Raw genomic sequence first — 16252 nt, forward strand, 5'->3', positions numbered from 1 at the left:
TATACAAGTCTGATTGTGATGCGCTATTTGTCGTGGGTTCCGTTGGCTATTGGGGGAGTATTGGTGGCAACGGGCGCCACTGCCCAGCGCCGCAATGTGGGCGACCTTGTGATTGTGCCCGAAGCACAGGTAGAAGTGGCCCTTAAAGGAGCTGACTACCTATTGGCAGGCTTCAACCTGGTTTCCAATCCGGGAGAGGGCAGCACGTTTACGGGGGGGCAGCTTCGGTTGGGCTACGAGCATTTCTGGAACGAGCACTGGAGCGGCGGCGCAACGCTGCGCATCCTGGGCGGCAGCAACTACAGCTACGGCGACTTTCTGGGGCTGGAAGGGAATGTCACGCCGGGCTTGCTGGTGCGGCACAGCGGCACCATTGGCGGCTTCAACTTTAGGCAGCGCCTGGGGCTGGAGTATGCCACCACGTTTGATGTGCTGGGAAGCAGCAACGAAAACCGTGCCCTCACCCGCCTGCGCCTTGATGTGGACCGAGTGTTTCCGCTGGGTGGCAAGCTGGCAATCAGGCCCCGCATTGCGTATGAAGTGGTAACCTACCTGCGCCTCCAGCGCGACGAAAACGAGTTGAAAGAGCGGGTTGTTGACTTCGGTAATCTGCGGGCCGAGGTGGGCGTGCGCCTGTCGCCACACGTTGATTTCACGCCGTGGGTGGCCTCCCAAACCTACTACCTCAATACGCTGCCGCAGTTTGATGCTACTGGCAAGCAAACGGGTGGTGGCCGGACCAATCTGCTAACGCCCCTCGTTGGCCTCGACCTGCGCGTGACGGTGTTTACAAAAGCTGCAACAGCGGAGCGGGTTCAACTCCCAACCCAGCATTAAAGCGGTTTTGGCGGTGGGGCTTGCCCCCGCCCGTCGTCGAACGGAATTGGTGAAAAGGCGCTGGCATAGGGGTGGGGGCCAGCCCCGCCCCTATCTCATTCATCCTGTATACTGGCCCGGAAACCACTCTAGATTATCGATGATGACATTATGTCTTGTGTGTTAATTGTTGTTTTTATGGTCTGATTGTGTGTAAAAGGACTTTTTGCATTAAATCTATATGTATAATGTAAATTGCATATTAGTCAATAAAGACAAAGTGTCTTGCTAAATTAGCAAAAGGGCTTTTGGTACAGATTTTATAGAATCAGGGTGTACCCGCAAGGGAAAACATCAACTTCTGACTTCAATTAGCATCTTTTACCATGGCAACTTTGCTGTATAACAACCGTCCTGCTCTTCGCCCTAACCGCGCCTTCAATTCGTTGCTAAACGAAATGCTGCGCGACACCTTACCTGCCGTAACCGAGCCTTCCAAATCGTTTGTGCCCGCTGCCGACGTGTTGGAAACTGCTCAGGGTTTTGAACTGCACCTGGCCGTGCCCGGCGTAGTGAAAGAAGACGTTAAAATCGATTTTCAAGACGGCCAGCTGGTCGTGAGCGGTGAGCGGAAAGCTCCGGCTGCCGACGAAAACGCCCCGAAATTCCGCCGCCTCGAAACCGGCTTCGGTAGCTTCTCCCGCAGCTTCCGCCTCCCCGAAACTGTGGACGTAACGGCCATTGATGCCACCCTCACCGATGGTATCCTGCGGGTGGTGCTGCCCTTCGACAGCAAGAAAGTGACGAAACATCACATCGAAGTGCGCTAAGCCTTCTGAAAAACTGTAAAAAAGGCATCCGATTGGGTGCCTTTTTTCTTGGTTTGTGTGTTGCTTATGTAAGTGCCACTGGCTGTAACTCGCTGCGTCGAATGGCACGTAATTAGCTAGTGAGTACGGCTGAAGGTACTGGCTGGAAATCTAGTATGATGCAACCCTATACCGATAGAGTAGCATCTTTCGTTAAGTACCCCGAATGAGGAAGCAGGTTCATTTGCTTTTCATGCTGGTTTTGTAAATTCGAATCACATCTTTTTCTTCTTTTCATCATCCTATTACCCATGCAAGCAAAACAAATGATGCTCGGTCTGTTGGGCTCCGCCATTTTGGGCGGCGGCGTGGCAGTGGGTGGGTACAAGCTGCTGGAGCCCGAGCGCACCAATACGCCACAGGCTATAGCTGCTGACCCCAATGTTCGTTACACGAGTGAGCTGCGCAGCAGCAACTACGTGGTGCCCGAAGGGCTCAACTTCACGGCGGCTGCGGCTTCCGTGACGCCCGCCGTAGTGCACGTAACCACTGAATATGCCCCGAAGCCTAGCCAGGGCAGTGCGCAGATGGACCCTTTCCTGCGGCAGTTCTTTGGCGACGACTTCGACCAGTATCAGGGCCGCGGCCGCAACCAGGGGGTGCAGCAGGGCTCCGGCTCCGGCGTTATCATTGCGGCTAATGGCTACATCGTAACCAACAACCACGTAATCGACAAGGCCGATAAGATTACGGTGATTATGGACGACAAGCGCAAGTTTGAAGCCGAGCTGGTAGGCACCGACCCTACCACCGACTTAGCGCTGTTGAAAGTGAAAGCCGATAACCTACCCTTCATCCGGTACGGCAACTCCGACCAAGTGAAAGTAGGGGAGTGGGTGTTGGCCGTGGGTAACCCCTTCAACCTGAACTCCACGGTTACGGCCGGCATCATTTCAGCTAAAGGCCGCAACATTGGCATTTTGCGCGAGCAGAACGCCCGTAACCAGAACATGGGTATCGAGTCGTTTTTGCAGACCGATGCCGTTGTGAATCCCGGCAACTCGGGTGGTGCCTTGGTGAACCTCAACGGTGACCTGATTGGTATCAACTCGGCTATTGCCTCACAAACGGGCTCTTTCGTGGGCTATTCGTTTGCCGTGCCTAGCTCCATTGTGAGCAAGGTGATTGACGACCTGCTCAAGTACAAAGTAGTGCAGCGCGCTTTGCTGGGCGTGAGCATTCAGGAAGTGGATGCTACGCTGGCCTCGGAGAAGAAACTGTCCAGCCTGAACGGCGTGTACGTGCAGGGCACGACGGAAGGCAGCTCGGCCGCGGAAGCAGGTATAAGAACCGGCGACATCATCACCGAAATCAACGGTGCCAAAGTAAATACCTCGTCGCAGTTGCAGGAGCAGGTAGCCCGCTTCCGCCCCGGCGACAAAATCAAGGTGACCTACCTGCGTGGCAGCGACACCCGCACTACCACCGCCACATTGCGCAATGCCACGGGCACTACCGACATCATTCGGGAGGAAATCAGCAAGGCCATCAAGTACGAGGGAGCTACGTTGCAGCCTGTTAGCAAGCAAGAATTGAGCAAGCTGGGCCTTGATGGTGGCGCTAAAATCAGCGGCATCGGCAAATCCAACTTCCGCGAAACCGGTATTGCCGACGGCTTCATTATCACGCGTATCGATAAGAACCGGGTGAACAAGCCGCAGGATGTAGAGAAGTTCTTGGAGGCTGCCAAGGAAAGTCAGGGTGCCCTTGTAGAAGGCGTGTACCCTGATGGCCGCAAGGCATACTACCCAATCGGGCAAGCTGAATAAGTTTGCGCACTGCCTATAAAAACGCCTCTGCCGTACAGCAGAGGCGTTTTTGTTAGGTGGCATTTCCGGGATAATCAGCTACCTGGCACAAAGCCACTCCATGGCAGTGCCTTCGTCGCCGAAGAGGCGCATGTGGTAGGGCCGTTCCGGTGCCAAGCCGTAGGTTAAATATTGCATTTGAATTGGATCTGCCGCGTACACTGCCATGCGGGCCGGCGAGCAAAGCACACTGATACGCAGAATTTGGGGCGCCAGCCGGCCTGCTGCCTGCGGATAGAAAATGGTGGTCGTCCAGTGGCCTAGTTCCGGGCTAATCTGGTCGCGCCGGCGTACGTCAAGCATCCAATACGCCGTGGCGGTTTGCTCGGACATGGCCAGTACTGCTTCGAAATCAGCCTGCAACTGCTCTAAAGGTGCATCGTCAGGCCAGCGCACTACCAGCACCCCCAGGTCAGAGCGGTGCTGAATGGTACAGGTAATGTGCGGCATTGTGGCGAGCATATAAATGGAAAAAGAGCGGCATAACGGTTAGCAAACCCACTGACCATTAACCCTGGCAAGCTACAAAAGCCGCAGCATTGAGCGCGGCTTATCTGCCCTCACGAAAATATAAATTTATCACGTAAACCAACGCAAACTTTGCCCCGCCTGACCCTAAGCACAGTATCATAGGGCGCTGCTTGCATTTCACTCAATAGGAATGGCCAGCCAGCGCTGGGCTTCCCCTTCCTGGTCGAAAAGTTGAAAAACGTAAGGGTGCATACTTTTCTGAAACCTGACAAACAACTCCGTTAACTCGGTATCGGTCTGTAGCTGCCGCCGGCTACCGGGCGGCACCATGTACGCCATGCGTACCGGCCGATGAAAGCGGGCGGCCAGCGTGGGGTAAAATACATCATTCACCCACCGGCCGGCCTCTGCACTAATGGTCAGGGCGCGCGTATCGAGCAGCCAGCGGACAGTATTGCGTCGTTCGGCTTCATCGGCCAAGCAACGGTAGCCCACCTGCAATTCCTCCAGCGTAACGAGGCGTTGCCACCGAGCTATCATCACTTCCAGATCGGGCCGGTACGTGAGGGTAAGATGGTCGGCAATTGGTAAAGTCTCAGGTAGCATAAGATGGGTGGCCAGTGACGTTTAAAAATGTACCACTTCTTGCAACTCAGATGGGTTATTGCGTGGATAATGCTCTTCACAGAAAGGCTATTGTGCCTTCTTTGGCGCTAAATAACTAAGTGGCGAATAAAGGATGAACTATGTATAACTGGTATTATGCGTTGAGCAGCCACTGTAATGCCGCCGCTTCGTCGAAAAACGCCTGCATACGGTAGGGTTGGCTGAGGGATTGGGAACGGGAAAAAGTGGCTTGCAATTCAGGCTGGCTGTCGATGATACGTTGCCGGTTCGGCGACATGAAATAGGCGATGCGCAGAGAATTTGGCAATAGCCCGGAGGCCTGTGGTAGAAAATCGTCGACCACCCAGCTGAAATGCGCGTGTTCGACTAATAAGCGGCGCCGAACATCAATAAACCAATGGGTAGCCGCATGGTGGCGGGCCAAATAAAGAGCTGCCTGATGGCCAAGCTGTATCTCAGGAAACGTAGTATCACGCAGCCAGCGCAACACTACTGTGCGTAAGTCAGGTCGGTAACTCAAGCTTAAATATTCGGCATGAGCAGTGCTGGAAAAAGTTGCCAGAGTAGAAATTTCCATGTAGAGCAACAGGAGAGTGAGTTGTAATAATACAAAAATAACCATTTGTTTCAAATTGCTATTACCCTGTTCTGTTGCATTATCGTTGTGTTTTACAAAAGGTAGTAAAAATTTATATTGAAATGATTATATAATATGCAATTCGGATTCAACTTGTCAAATAGGGAAGTTCTGTTGGTAGTGTAGTTGCTGGTGGGTACAAATCAGGCATAGTTCGGTTGGCATCTTACCTTTAGGCCACCCATCCATTTCCAACTTCTCGCATTCTTTCCCCATCATGAAACAAGCCCTCGAAGAAGCTACCGCCACCGGTACCGACGTGCAGGAACACGACCCCCACGGCATGCAGCAAGTGTTGCGTGAACTCGGCATTCAAGCCGAAAACGCGGCTTGGAGCACCGGCCTAGCGTGGGGCGGTGCCAGCAACTCCCGCTCGAAAACCATCCACTCGCCCGCCGACGGCCGCCGTATCGGTACCGTGGCCTTGGCTACCACCGAAGATTACAGCCACGTGGTGGAAACTGCTCAAGCCGCATTCAAGACCTGGCGTACTGTGCCGGCTCCCAAACGCGGCGAGATTGTGCGCCAGATCGGCAACAAGCTCCGCGAATACAAGGAGCCGCTGGGCAAGCTGGTGAGCTACGAGATGGGCAAAATCTTGCAGGAAGGCCTCGGCGAAGTGCAGGAAATGATTGACATCTGCGACTTTGCCGTGGGCCTCTCGCGGCAGCTGCACGGCTTTACTATGCACTCCGAGCGGCCCGCGCACCGCATGTATGAGCAGTACCACCCGCTGGGCGTGGTGGGCATCATCTCGGCGTTCAACTTTCCGGTGGCCGTGTGGAGCTGGAACGCCATGCTGGCCGCCGTGTGTGGCGACGTCTGCATTTGGAAACCCTCCGAGAAAACCCCGCTGACAGGCGTGGCCGTGCAGCACATTCTGGCCGACGTGCTGCGCGAAAACGAATTGCCCGAAGGTATTTTCAACCTCATAATCGGGGATGCTGAAATAGGTGCTCAAATGGCCGCCGACCCGCGCGTGCCGCTGGTGTCGGCTACGGGTAGTACCCGCATGGGCAAGAAGGTAGGGGAGGTAGTAGGTGCCCGCCTCGGGCGGGCCCTGCTGGAACTAGGCGGCAACAACGCCATTATCCTGACCGAGCACGCCGACCTTGATATTGCCATTCGGGCCATTGTGTTTGGGGCGGTGGGTACGGCCGGGCAGCGGTGCACCACCACTCGTCGGGTCATTATTCACGAAGCAGTTTTCGAGGATGTGAAGGCGCGGCTGCTGAAAATATACCCTAGTCTGCCCATTGGGAATCCCTTGCAGGAAGGCACGCTGGTTGGCCCCCTCATCGACCAGGATGCCGTAGCTGCCTTCACAAAAGCCCTGGCCGATGTGCAAGCCGAAGGCGGCAAGCTGCTAACCGGCGGTGAAGTGCTAACCGGGGCCGGCTACGAAAACGGTACCTACGTGAAGCCCGCGTTGGTGGAAGTGGAAAACCACTACCACATGGTACAGGAAGAAACCTTCGCGCCCATTCTGTACCTGATAAAATACAGCGGCGGAGTAGAAGAGGCCATTGAGTTGCAGAACGGGGTGCGGCAGGGCTTGTCGTCGGCCATCTTCTCGCTGAACATGCGCGAAACCGAAACCTACCTCAGCCACACCGGCTCCGACTGCGGCATTGCCAACGTGAACATCGGTACGAGTGGCGCGGAAATCGGCGGCGCATTTGGGGGCGAAAAGGAAACCGGCGGCGGCCGCGAATCGGGCTCCGACGCTTGGCGCGTATACATGCGCCGCCAAACCAATACCATCAACTACAGCACGCAGCTCCCATTAGCCCAGGGCATCAAGTTCGACGTGTAGTTAGTTCATAAACAATCCAACGAAGGCCTGCCCGACCACTCGGGTAGGCCTTCGTTGGTTTTAATAGCTGTAAGTTTTAAGTAAAGGACAGAAAATAGCTGTACCAACCTAAATCAGTATACTGATGCAACTTCCTTTCCGCGGGTGCTGTCTTTCACTTGCTTAGCCTCTCCGCTGTGGCGGCTTTGCCCGGAAAGTTGGATATTTACCGTTATCCTTTCTTTAACTAGTTGCCGCTGTCCGACGCTATGGAAGCTTTTGCGTATACCGACATCAACGCCCCGCTAGTCGAGCGGTGCCGCCTGGGCGACCGACGGGCGCAAGCCGAAATCTACAAGCGCTACGCCAAAGCCATGTTCAACGCGTCGTTGCGCATCACCGGCGACTACGCCGAGGCCGAAGACGTATTGCAGGAGTCGTTTTTGAGTGCTTTCCGCGAACTGCACAGCTATAAAGGTGATTCTTCGTTCGGCAGTTGGCTGAAGCGGATTGTCATCAATAAAAGTATCAACTGCCTGCGCAACCGGCGCCTGCAATTGGTGCCTTTGGGTGAGCAGCACGATGCTGCCGGCCCCGAAACGCTGGACAGCTCAGCGGATACCGAAGTGGTGCAGTGGCGCGCCGATGTGGTTCGGCGCTGCGTGCAGGAACTACCCGACGGCTACCGCGTAGTACTAACCCTGTACCTGCTGGAAGGCTACGACCACGCTGAAATAGCCGGTATCCTGGGCATCACTGAATCTACCTCAAAATCGCAGTACAGCCGGGCGCGTAAGAAGCTATTGGAATTGGCTTCGCAACGCGGGCTTACGGCTTAGTAACCACCTCATTGTGCTTTACCAGCGCGGCAGGCCGTCCACCTAATTTCAACGGCGTGCCGTAAGTGAAAGCAAACCATGTGTTTAGTACCACCCCTGATATGAACGACAAAGAAACCGGTCTGGAGAATTTCATCGAGCGGCACCGCGCCGACTTCGATGTGTTCGAGCCGCGCCCGGATTTATGGGACGACATCGAGCAGAACCTGGCCGCACCCACGGCCGGTACTGTTGCGCCAGCCGCCGATGAAGCGCCTGCTGTTGCCCCATTACGGGTAGTGAAGCTATACCCTGATGAAGCGCCCGAAGCAACTCCCGCTGCTTTTGTCGGCCCAGCCTCTGCCACCACTTTCCGCAGCAAATGGCTACCCAACTCGGGCATGGCTGCCGCTGTGGCCCTGCTGATTGCGGCCGGAGTTGGCGCTGTATGGAGCAGCAACCACCAGGATACGGTGTGGGCCCGCACCACCGGAACAACGCCTTTGGTGTTGGCGCCCGAAAGTGAGCCGGAGGACTTGAACTCCGGGCTGTATTTTGGCGCTTCGCCGGTGGCGAATGCGCCCGAGTCATCGGCGCAGCACCTTACCACGGCCCTTCAGCGCATGGAGGCCTATTACGCCACGCAAATTGCCGAGCGCAAAGGAGCCTTGCGGGAACTGGAAGCCCAAACCACTGCCGCTAGTGCTCCACCCGCCGACTGGCGACAAGAGTTAGCCGGGCTGGATTCCACCTATCGGCAGTTGAAGGTGGAACTTTACCGCAACCCCGAGCCCGATGTAGTGCTGGAAGCCATGAACCGCAACCTGCAAATTCGCCTCGATATTCTGAATCAGCAGACCCGCTCCCGCGAGCAGGTGCAAGACTACCACGCGCAGCCCCTGATGATTGCCGACACCCACCCTATGCCATGAGGTATTTCCGCCGCACCCTTCTGCGCACCGGCTGCGTGCTGGCGGTAAGCTGCCTGCTCGCCACCAGCGCCGCTGCACAAACCCAGCCCCCCACCGTAGCCAGTACCCCCGCCCGCCCCGGTTCCGCCACCGAAGCCCAGTACTACCAACCCTCAACAGCTGAAACTCCTGCTTTCTGGCCGCAAAATGGGGCAACCCACGCGGCGCACGTGAGCGGCTGCCCACAACAATCGGAGCAGGTATATACTCAAGGAACGCAGGAACCCGAGCAGGGAACGGATGTCAATCAGTTGGCTGCCGAGAAAACCCGTAAGCTGAGCCGGACTTTTGCCGTGTCGGCCGGCAAACCGTACGCCTTGGATACCCGCTACGGGCGGGTGCTGGTAAACGTGTGGAGCCGCCCGGAAATCCGGACCGATGTGGACATTATTACCCGCGCCGACACCGACGAAAAAGCCCAGCAGCTTCAGGAGATGATTCAGGTGGAGCTAACCGAAACCGACCCGGCTACCGGAGGCGTATCGGTTCGCTCGAAGTTTGGGGCCATGCCCCACGGGTGCCGCAGCCGCACCAAGCTCTACGAAGTGAACTACACGGTATGGATACCCCGCAACACGCCGTTGCGCGTGTACAATACCTTTGGCGAAGTCAGTATCCTCGGCGACCTAGCTGGCCCTACGGAACTGGCCGTGGAGTATGGCACCTTGCGCACGGGCCGGTTGGAAGGCAGCAAAAACCTGTTGCGCATTGGCAATGGACAGGCATCGGTTCCGTATGTGCGGCAAGCCGGAATTGACGCGTCGTACTCACGCCTGCGGCTTGACGCGGGGCAGGTAGTTGATTTGCGCAACAACTACTCCGATATCAATATTGGCGTGGTGCAGGACCTGAGCGTGCATAGCAAATACGGCGACGTAGCGCTGGGCACCGTTCGTAACCTGCGCGGCACGTCGGGCTTCTCCACCTTCAGCATCGACAAACTAGGCAACCAACTGGACATGACGGTGCAGTATTGCCCCAATTTCGAGGTGCGCAACACCGGCCGAAATTTCCGGGCAATCAACCTGGACGGTGGCTACAGTACCATCTTGCTGAATTTTGCCGATGAAGCCGGCTTCAATTTCGATGTAAACACCCAGCACGGCAAACTGCTGGTTGACAAGAAACTGGTGCGCGTAGCATCAGAGGAAAGTAGCCCGGTTTCCAGCGACATGCAGGGTACTTTCGGGGTGGCAAAAGCCCGGCCGGCGTCCAGCAACGTCAACATCAAAGTGCGGTACGGCAACGTGCGCTTCAACCGCTAAAATACAGAACAAGCTTAGTTGGAAGCCTCACAAAGAGCCTCTCCTAAACAAAATGGTGCTGTGTAGCGCCGCTTTGTTCAGGAGAGGCTCTTGCATTGGCGGCAGGCAAAACGGCCAAGAGCAGCTACTTCTGCGCCGGATGCCGTTCTTTGTGTTTCGCCGATTGTAACCTGTTATGCGTGCTGCGTTTTTACTGCTATGGATGGGGCTGCATGCCGCATTGGTAGCCGCTCAATCTTCTGTGCCCATGCCCACTCTGCCGCCTGTTTCATCAGCTACTGCTTCTCCCATGCGCACGTATGCGTTGCGCCTGAAGCCGGGCCAGGATGTGCGCCAGCAGCTTACTGCTTTCACCACCGAGCACCAGATTCGGGCGGGCGCTATGGTAACGTGCGTGGGCAGCCTCACGCAGGTAACGTTGCGGCTCGCCAATCAGGAAAACCCAACGGTGTACCACGGCCACTTCGAAATTGTATCCTTGGTAGGTACGCTCTCCACCAACGGCAGCCACTTGCACCTGGCCGTTTCCGATTCCACTGGGCGCACTATCGGTGGGCATCTGCTCGACGGCAACCTGGTGTATACAACCGCCGAACTAGTGATTGGAGTGCTGGACAACTTGGATTTCCGGCGTGAGCCCGACCCTACGTTTAACTACCGGGAGCTAACAATTTATCCAATTACGCCAGCGGCCAAGCGCCGGAAACAATAAATTAGTTAGCTCCTCAGTCCACCTACTGACAGCCAGCTGAAATTTATTGCTGCCCTAGCTTCGCCAGCTATTTCAGGGGTGCCTATTCGTGTGTATTATTGTAAGAATATCCGCTGTTTATCAAGCGTGATTACTTGCATTTTAGCTGGTTTATTTATTTAAGATTGATGCGACTTCTACCTTACAGTGCTACGTGGGCGCTGCTCTTGTCGGCTAGTGCTGCCTACGCCCAAAAACCACTTCCTGCTACTATTCCGCCTCTCGTCAACTCCGGTGAGGCCGTGAAGGAAGGCATTGCACTCCACGACAAAGACCAGTTTGAGGCGGCCTTGGCCCACTACGCCACCGTCACCCCCGGCGACTCGCTTTACGCGGCGGTGCAAGGCGAAATGTCGCTCACGTACCTGGCCGCCAAGCGCTACCCCGAAGCTATTGAAGCGGCTCAGCGCGCGCTGAACCTCCGCTACGCCGACCCCCAGCCCTATATTACGCTGGGCTCAGCCGAAGACGAATCGAAGCACCCCGAGAAAGCAGTGGCCGCTTATCAGGCCGGGTTGAAGCGTTTTCCTTACTACCAAAGTCTGTGGTATAATCTGGCCGTAACCCAGATCGGAGCCAAGCAATTTCAGCCGGGCCTGAGCAGCTTGCAGCGCAGCCTGGAACTGCGGCCCACCCACGCCGGCAGCCACTACGCGCTGGCAAAACTGGCCGCTCGGCAAGGGCAAACCAGCCATGCCATGCTGAGTTTATTGACCTACCTGCTGATTCAGCCTGATAGTGAGAGCAGCAATAGCGTACTGGTGGAGCTAGAGAAGCAGGCGTCGCACGCAGCCGACATTGCCGAAACTGACCGGATTCCTGCTTTCCTGCCCAACGAAGCTTTCCGGGAGCTGGATTTGCTGCTCGATTCCAAAGTGGCACTCCGCAAAGACTACACCTCCAAGGTGAAGTTTGATGCCAACCTAGTGAAGCAGCTGCAACTGCTGGTAGAGAAGTTTCCGAGCACTACGGCCTCCCCCGACGACCTCTGGCTACGCCTCTATGGCCCGCTGGTAGAAGGCCTGCGCCAAGGCGAAAACCTCACTGCCGCTACTTACTTCATCTTGTCATCGGCCGATGATAAGAAGGCGGCGCAGTGGGTGAAAGGCAACAAAAGCAAGGTGGATAAGATGCTGGAGGCTCTTTCGCCGGCCATCTTGCGCTTTCGTGAGCAGCAGCCGTTGGTGCGCGAAGGCAAGCCTACTATGCTTAAGGGCTGGTTCGATGACGACGCCCGCTTGCAAGGCATAGGTGCCGGCACGATGCAGGGCGAAGAGCGCCATTTCACGGGTCCCTGGATGTTTCTGACCAATACGGGCGCAATTGAAGAGGAAGGCGAATACGGCCCCGACTTCAAGCGAACCGGAGTATGGCGTAGCTACGGCCCCAACGGCCAACTCACCCGCACTGCTCCTTACGTCAATGGGCAAGTGCACGGCTTGGTGCGCGACTTCCACGACAACGGTCAGCCTTCCGCCGACATGAACTTCGCGCAAGGCAAGAACGAGGGGGAGATGAAAATCTACAACTACTGCGGCACGCTGGAAGAAGTACGCACTTTCCGGCAAGGCTTGCTCGAAGGCCCGTATACCACGTTCTACTCGGATGGCAAACCGCGCCTGCGGGTGCAAATGCGGGCCGACAAGCAGGAGGGACCCCAAACCACGCTCTATCCGAACGGCGTGGTAGAGGTGGAATACACCTACGTGGCCGATAAAAAGCAGGGCCCGTTCCTGGTCAACTACCCCGACAAAACCCCGGAAAAGCGCGGCGCCTACGAGCAGGACGAGCTGCACGGTCCTTACACCGAATACTTTTCCAACGGGCAGCTCATGAACACCGGCACTTACACGCGCGGCAAGCGGACGGGTGTTTGGAAAGAGTATTTCGCCGATGGTAAGCTCAGTTCAGAAAGAACCTACGACGAAAACGGCGAGCTACACGGCACCTATCATGATTATGACTACCAAGGCCGGCTGGTGTCGGACAATGATTACGAGCATGGCCGCACCACTCGCCAACGCTACTACAATCCCGCTACCAAAGCCACACTGCTCGACAACGCCATTAAAAAAGGCCGCGTAGCCATAGCTACGTTCAACCTTGATGGCATATCGAAAGGCAGCGGCTTCTACCTCAATGGGCAAACCGACGGCGAATGGCGCTGGACCTACGCCAACGGCCAGCCGCAGCGGGTTCGTCATTTCCAGAAAGGTCAGCTGGAAGGCGTGGCCGAAGACTACTACGCCAACGGGCAGCTGAAAAGCCGCACCACGTACCACAACGACGAGCAGGAAGGCGCGTACGAAAGTTTCTATCGAGACGGCCAACGCTACCAAACCGGCTACTACCGCAACGGCCAGCCCCAGGGCGCATGGCGCGAATATTACGCCGACGGCTCGGTGCGCGAGGAATATGAGTTGCACAAAGGGCAGCGCAACGGCCCGAACCGTAGCCTGGCTCCTAACGGCAAGCTTACCGAACTGAGGATATACGAGTTTGGCCGTAAAATGCAGACGCTGACCTACGATACCCTAGGGCGAGTGGTTAGTGATGTGCAGCTTCAGCCTGGTACCAAAGAAGTTTCGTTCAACCACCCTGGCGGCAAGCTCCGCTACCGGACGGCAGTTTCCTGCTACGAAAACCAGGGGCCGGCCGCGTGGTTCTACAGCTCCGGTCAGCCCAACGCCACCGTCAGCTTCGTGGCCGACAAGCGGGAAGGAGCGTTCAAGTCGCTCTACGCCACCGGTAAAACCAACTTGGAGGGGCAGTTCAGCAACGGCGACCGGGAAGGCGAGTGGCGCGAATACTACCCGTCTGGCCAGCTACGTTCCAAGACCGGATACCGCGAAGGCAACCTCGACGGGGTTACTAGTACTTTCTACGAAAATGGCCAGCCCGAATTAGAGCAGCACTTTCTGTACGGGGCCGCGCAAGGCGTAGCACGCTACTACAACCCAGCCGGCGAGTTGCTGGTGGAAAAGCTGTTTGAGCGGGGCGACGTGGTAGGCTTCCGCGACGGGCGCAACCCGGCGGCATCTTGGCAGCCCATCGAGCGAATGGCGGGCACCATCAAAACTGCCTTTGCCAACGGGAAGCCCGCGCTAGATGAAACAATTGAAGCCGGGCAACGCGCTGGCACCCGCACCGCCTACTACAGCTCGGGGCAGGTTTTTCGGCGCATGACGTTCAAAGACGGCCTGATAACTGGCGCGCTAACAAGCTATTATCCCAATGGTAAGCTTATGGAGGAAGAACAGTATCTTCACGATGAGCGCCACGGCCGCTGTAGCTACTACCGCCCCGATGGTACCCTGGAGCGCACCGAAACGTACCGCAGCGGCGAACAACTTGGCCCTACGGTGTACTACAACGCCAAGGGCCAACCCACCAAGACGGAAATTCACTGGAACCAGTACGTGTATGAAGGCAAATAAGCACCTGCGCCGCCGCGCCGCGCTACTCGTTTTTTCGGCACTGCTCACCGCTGGCTTGGTTGCCCCTGCCCAGGCGCAGCAGCCCATGCAGCTGGTAACCCAGATGCAGACCCAGTTTCCGGGCGAAAAAGCCGTGTATTTAGACTACCGTACCGACGTAACCCTGGAGCTGAAAGGCGACTCGGTGGTGGTGCTAGCCAAGCACCATCAAGACATGCTGCACCTCGATGCGCAGTCGGCAATGTATGCCAACGACCGGGTGTTCAACTCGCACTTCAGCCGCTTGCAGAAGCTGGATGCTCGTACGATGGTGCCGGCCGGCAACAGCTACAAAGCCGTGAAAGTGACGGATTTCAAAGAGAAATTTGAAGTGCAGTCGGGCATCTTCTATGACGATACACGGGCTACTACGTTCAGCTTCCCGGCCGTATCGGCGGGGGCGCGCACCGTTACCGACTACACCGTGCGCCACCCCGACCCGCGCTTTCTGATGCCATTCTACTTCGGGGCGCACATCCCCATGCGCCACGCCGAGCTGACGGTGACGGCCCCGCGCAGCATCAAAGTCAGCCACAAGCTGTTCCACGTCGAAAACACGCCGGTCAACTTCACCAAGCAGGAAAAAGGCAACCTGGTCACCTACCGCTGGACCGCCGACAACCTGCCCAGCCCGCCCCGCGACGACGACGGCCCGGAAGTGGCGTACTACCTGCCGCACCTGGTGTATTTCGTGGAGGAAGTACCCTCGGCCGCCGGGCAGGCGCGCCGCATGTTGGCGGGGGTGCCGGAGCTATACAACCTGTACTCCGGCTTCGTGAGCAACCTCAACACCAAGGAAAGCCCTGGCCTGCGCCACGTAGTCGATTCGCTGGTGGTGGGTGCCAAAACCGAGCAGGAGCGGGTGCAGCGCATCTACTATTGGGTGCAGGACAACATCCGGTACGTGGCCTTCGAGAACGGCATGGGCGGCTTCATTCCGCGCGACGCCGGGCAAGTGTACGCCAAGCGCTACGGCGACTGCAAGGACATGGCCAACCTCACCCGCGAGATGCTGCGCATGACCGGCGTGAAGTCGTACCTCACCTGGATTGGTACCCGCGACCTGCCCTACCGTTACTCCGAGCTGGCCACGCCCGGTGTGGATAACCACATGATTACCACCTACGAAGCCAGCCCCGGTAAATACGTGTTCCTGGATGCCACCAACAAATACATGCCGTACGGGCTGCCTTCGTCCTTCATTCAAGGCAAAGAAGCGCTGCTGGCCATTGATGGCAAAACCTGTAAAGTGGTAGAAGTGCCGGTAATGGAAAACAACCGCAGCCCGGTGGCCGACGTGTCGGTGCTGACGCTGGACGACAAAGGCGGCCTCCGCGGCAAAGGCAGCCTGCAACTCAGCGGCTACGCCAAAGTGCGGCAGAGCTACGCCCTCGATGGCCTCGACCACCTCGAAGAAACCCGCTACGTGAAAGGCCTGCTGGAGCGCGGCAACAACAAGTTCTTCGTTGACAAGTACAGCGTTAGTCACCTCGACACCCACGACCAGCCCCTCACCATCGACTACGAGTACCGCTTGCAGGATTATGTGCAGAAGCTCGACGACGAAATCTACGTGAACCTGAACCTGGAGCAGCCCTACGCCCACGACAAGATTGACGCCTCCAAGCGCCGCCTGCCCCGCGTGAACGAGTATGCCCACCAGAACCGCACCCGCACCGAGCTGGAAATTCCGGCCGGCTACGACGTGGAATATCTGCCCGCCACGGCCGAGTCGCAGGACCCGCTGTTTGGTTTCCGCATCAAGTATGAGCGGCAGGGTAACAAGATTGTGCAGGATAAGGAGCTGTACATCAACTATTTGATGCTCCAGCCTCAGCAATTCAACCAGTGGAACGCCGGCATCGACAAGCTGAACGCCGCCTACCGCGAAACCGTCATTTTCAAGAAGAAGCGGGTGTAATTCGCGCAGTTTCTATCATCATTATCA

Annotated in this window: 13 protein-coding genes; 10 read left to right on the forward strand and 3 right to left on the reverse strand. The window is 56.8% G+C overall.

The features are described from left to right. Nucleotides 1-18 precede the first annotated feature (18 nt). The 3 genes from J0X19_RS04590 (at nucleotide 19) to J0X19_RS04600 (ending at nucleotide 3454) form a co-directional block, all read left to right on the forward strand. Entirely contained in the window at nucleotides 19-837 is an 819-nt protein-coding gene (locus J0X19_RS04590) for a hypothetical protein (protein WP_206981713.1), read from the forward strand. A gap of 365 nt (nucleotides 838-1202) precedes the next feature. Continuing rightward, nucleotides 1203-1646: an Hsp20/alpha crystallin family protein gene (locus tag J0X19_RS04595; RefSeq protein ID WP_206981714.1), complete on the forward strand. Its 444-nt coding sequence runs from the start codon at nucleotides 1203-1205 to the stop codon at nucleotides 1644-1646. Between the two features lie 290 nt (nucleotides 1647-1936). Continuing rightward, nucleotides 1937-3454 carry a Do family serine endopeptidase gene (locus J0X19_RS04600; RefSeq protein ID WP_206981722.1) on the forward strand — a complete coding sequence of 506 codons (1518 nt, stop codon included), beginning with the start codon at nucleotides 1937-1939 and terminating at the stop codon, nucleotides 3452-3454. A gap of 78 nt (nucleotides 3455-3532) precedes the next feature. On the opposite strand, the gene J0X19_RS04605 is transcribed toward J0X19_RS04600, so the two are convergent. The 3 genes from J0X19_RS04605 to J0X19_RS04615 all read right to left on the reverse strand — a co-directional run bounded on the left by J0X19_RS04605 (nucleotide 3533) and on the right by J0X19_RS04615 (nucleotide 5168). Continuing rightward, a complete protein-coding gene (locus J0X19_RS04605) occupies nucleotides 3533-3943 on the reverse strand; it encodes a hypothetical protein (RefSeq protein WP_206981723.1) in 411 nt (136 codons plus the stop codon). Between the two features lie 198 nt (nucleotides 3944-4141). Next, the gene (locus tag J0X19_RS04610) at nucleotides 4142-4570 is read right to left on the reverse strand and encodes a hypothetical protein (protein WP_206981730.1); all 429 of its coding nucleotides are present in this window, start codon (nucleotides 4568-4570) and stop codon (nucleotides 4142-4144) included. Nucleotides 4571-4724: 154 nt separating this feature from the next. Continuing rightward, entirely contained in the window at nucleotides 4725-5168 is a 444-nt protein-coding gene (locus J0X19_RS04615) for a hypothetical protein (RefSeq protein WP_206981731.1), read from the reverse strand. Between the two features lie 277 nt (nucleotides 5169-5445). Between J0X19_RS04615 and amaB the strand changes: the two genes are divergently transcribed. From amaB to J0X19_RS04650, 7 genes are all read left to right on the forward strand, one after another. Beyond that, entirely contained in the window at nucleotides 5446-7044 is a 1599-nt protein-coding gene (amaB, locus tag J0X19_RS04620) for an L-piperidine-6-carboxylate dehydrogenase (RefSeq protein ID WP_206981732.1), read from the forward strand. Nucleotides 7045-7292: 248 nt separating this feature from the next. Beyond that, nucleotides 7293-7862 (forward strand): RNA polymerase sigma factor, encoded by a 570-nt coding sequence (locus tag J0X19_RS04625; RefSeq protein ID WP_206981733.1) that lies wholly within the window; start codon nucleotides 7293-7295, stop codon nucleotides 7860-7862. 101 nt (nucleotides 7863-7963) lie between these two features. After that, the gene (locus tag J0X19_RS04630) at nucleotides 7964-8773 is read left to right on the forward strand and encodes a hypothetical protein (RefSeq protein ID WP_206981734.1); all 810 of its coding nucleotides are present in this window, start codon (nucleotides 7964-7966) and stop codon (nucleotides 8771-8773) included. Further along, nucleotides 8770-10077 carry a hypothetical protein gene (locus J0X19_RS04635; protein ID WP_206981740.1) on the forward strand — a complete coding sequence of 436 codons (1308 nt, stop codon included), beginning with the start codon at nucleotides 8770-8772 and terminating at the stop codon, nucleotides 10075-10077. Before J0X19_RS04630 ends, J0X19_RS04635 begins: the two co-directional genes overlap by 4 nt. A gap of 175 nt (nucleotides 10078-10252) precedes the next feature. After that, nucleotides 10253-10789 carry a PPC domain-containing DNA-binding protein gene (locus tag J0X19_RS04640; protein WP_206981742.1) on the forward strand — a complete coding sequence of 179 codons (537 nt, stop codon included), beginning with the start codon at nucleotides 10253-10255 and terminating at the stop codon, nucleotides 10787-10789. A gap of 167 nt (nucleotides 10790-10956) precedes the next feature. Further along, on the forward strand, nucleotides 10957-14265 hold the full coding sequence (locus tag J0X19_RS04645; protein ID WP_206981743.1) for a toxin-antitoxin system YwqK family antitoxin: 3309 nt from the start codon (nucleotides 10957-10959) through the stop codon (nucleotides 14263-14265). Further along, on the forward strand, nucleotides 14252-16225 hold the full coding sequence (locus J0X19_RS04650) for a DUF3857 domain-containing protein (RefSeq protein ID WP_206981745.1): 1974 nt from the start codon (nucleotides 14252-14254) through the stop codon (nucleotides 16223-16225). The genes J0X19_RS04645 and J0X19_RS04650 overlap by 14 nt, the downstream gene beginning before the upstream one ends. Nucleotides 16226-16252: the final 27 nt, after the last annotated feature.

The sequence above is a fragment of the Hymenobacter telluris genome (genome assembly GCF_017313265.1).
Classification (GTDB): Bacteria; Bacteroidota; Bacteroidia; order Cytophagales; family Hymenobacteraceae; genus Hymenobacter; species Hymenobacter telluris.

Coding starts and splice junctions, on each gene's coding strand:
- J0X19_RS04650 (WP_206981745.1), top strand. CDS start 14,252: ATGAAGGCAAATAAGCACCTGCGCCGCCGCGCCGCGCTACTCGTTTTT.
- J0X19_RS04615 (WP_206981731.1), bottom strand. CDS start 5,168: ATGGAAATTTCTACTCTGGCAACTTTTTCCAGCACTGCTCATGCCGAA.
- J0X19_RS04595 (WP_206981714.1), top strand. CDS start 1,203: ATGGCAACTTTGCTGTATAACAACCGTCCTGCTCTTCGCCCTAACCGC.
- J0X19_RS04635 (WP_206981740.1), top strand. CDS start 8,770: ATGAGGTATTTCCGCCGCACCCTTCTGCGCACCGGCTGCGTGCTGGCG.
- J0X19_RS04605 (WP_206981723.1), bottom strand. CDS start 3,943: ATGCCGCACATTACCTGTACCATTCAGCACCGCTCTGACCTGGGGGTG.
- J0X19_RS04640 (WP_206981742.1), top strand. CDS start 10,253: ATGCGTGCTGCGTTTTTACTGCTATGGATGGGGCTGCATGCCGCATTG.
- J0X19_RS04590 (WP_206981713.1), top strand. CDS start 19: ATGCGCTATTTGTCGTGGGTTCCGTTGGCTATTGGGGGAGTATTGGTG.
- amaB (WP_206981732.1), top strand. CDS start 5,446: ATGAAACAAGCCCTCGAAGAAGCTACCGCCACCGGTACCGACGTGCAG.
- J0X19_RS04630 (WP_206981734.1), top strand. CDS start 7,964: ATGAACGACAAAGAAACCGGTCTGGAGAATTTCATCGAGCGGCACCGC.
- J0X19_RS04610 (WP_206981730.1), bottom strand. CDS start 4,570: ATGCTACCTGAGACTTTACCAATTGCCGACCATCTTACCCTCACGTAC.
- J0X19_RS04645 (WP_206981743.1), top strand. CDS start 10,957: ATGCGACTTCTACCTTACAGTGCTACGTGGGCGCTGCTCTTGTCGGCT.
- J0X19_RS04625 (WP_206981733.1), top strand. CDS start 7,293: ATGGAAGCTTTTGCGTATACCGACATCAACGCCCCGCTAGTCGAGCGG.
- J0X19_RS04600 (WP_206981722.1), top strand. CDS start 1,937: ATGCAAGCAAAACAAATGATGCTCGGTCTGTTGGGCTCCGCCATTTTG.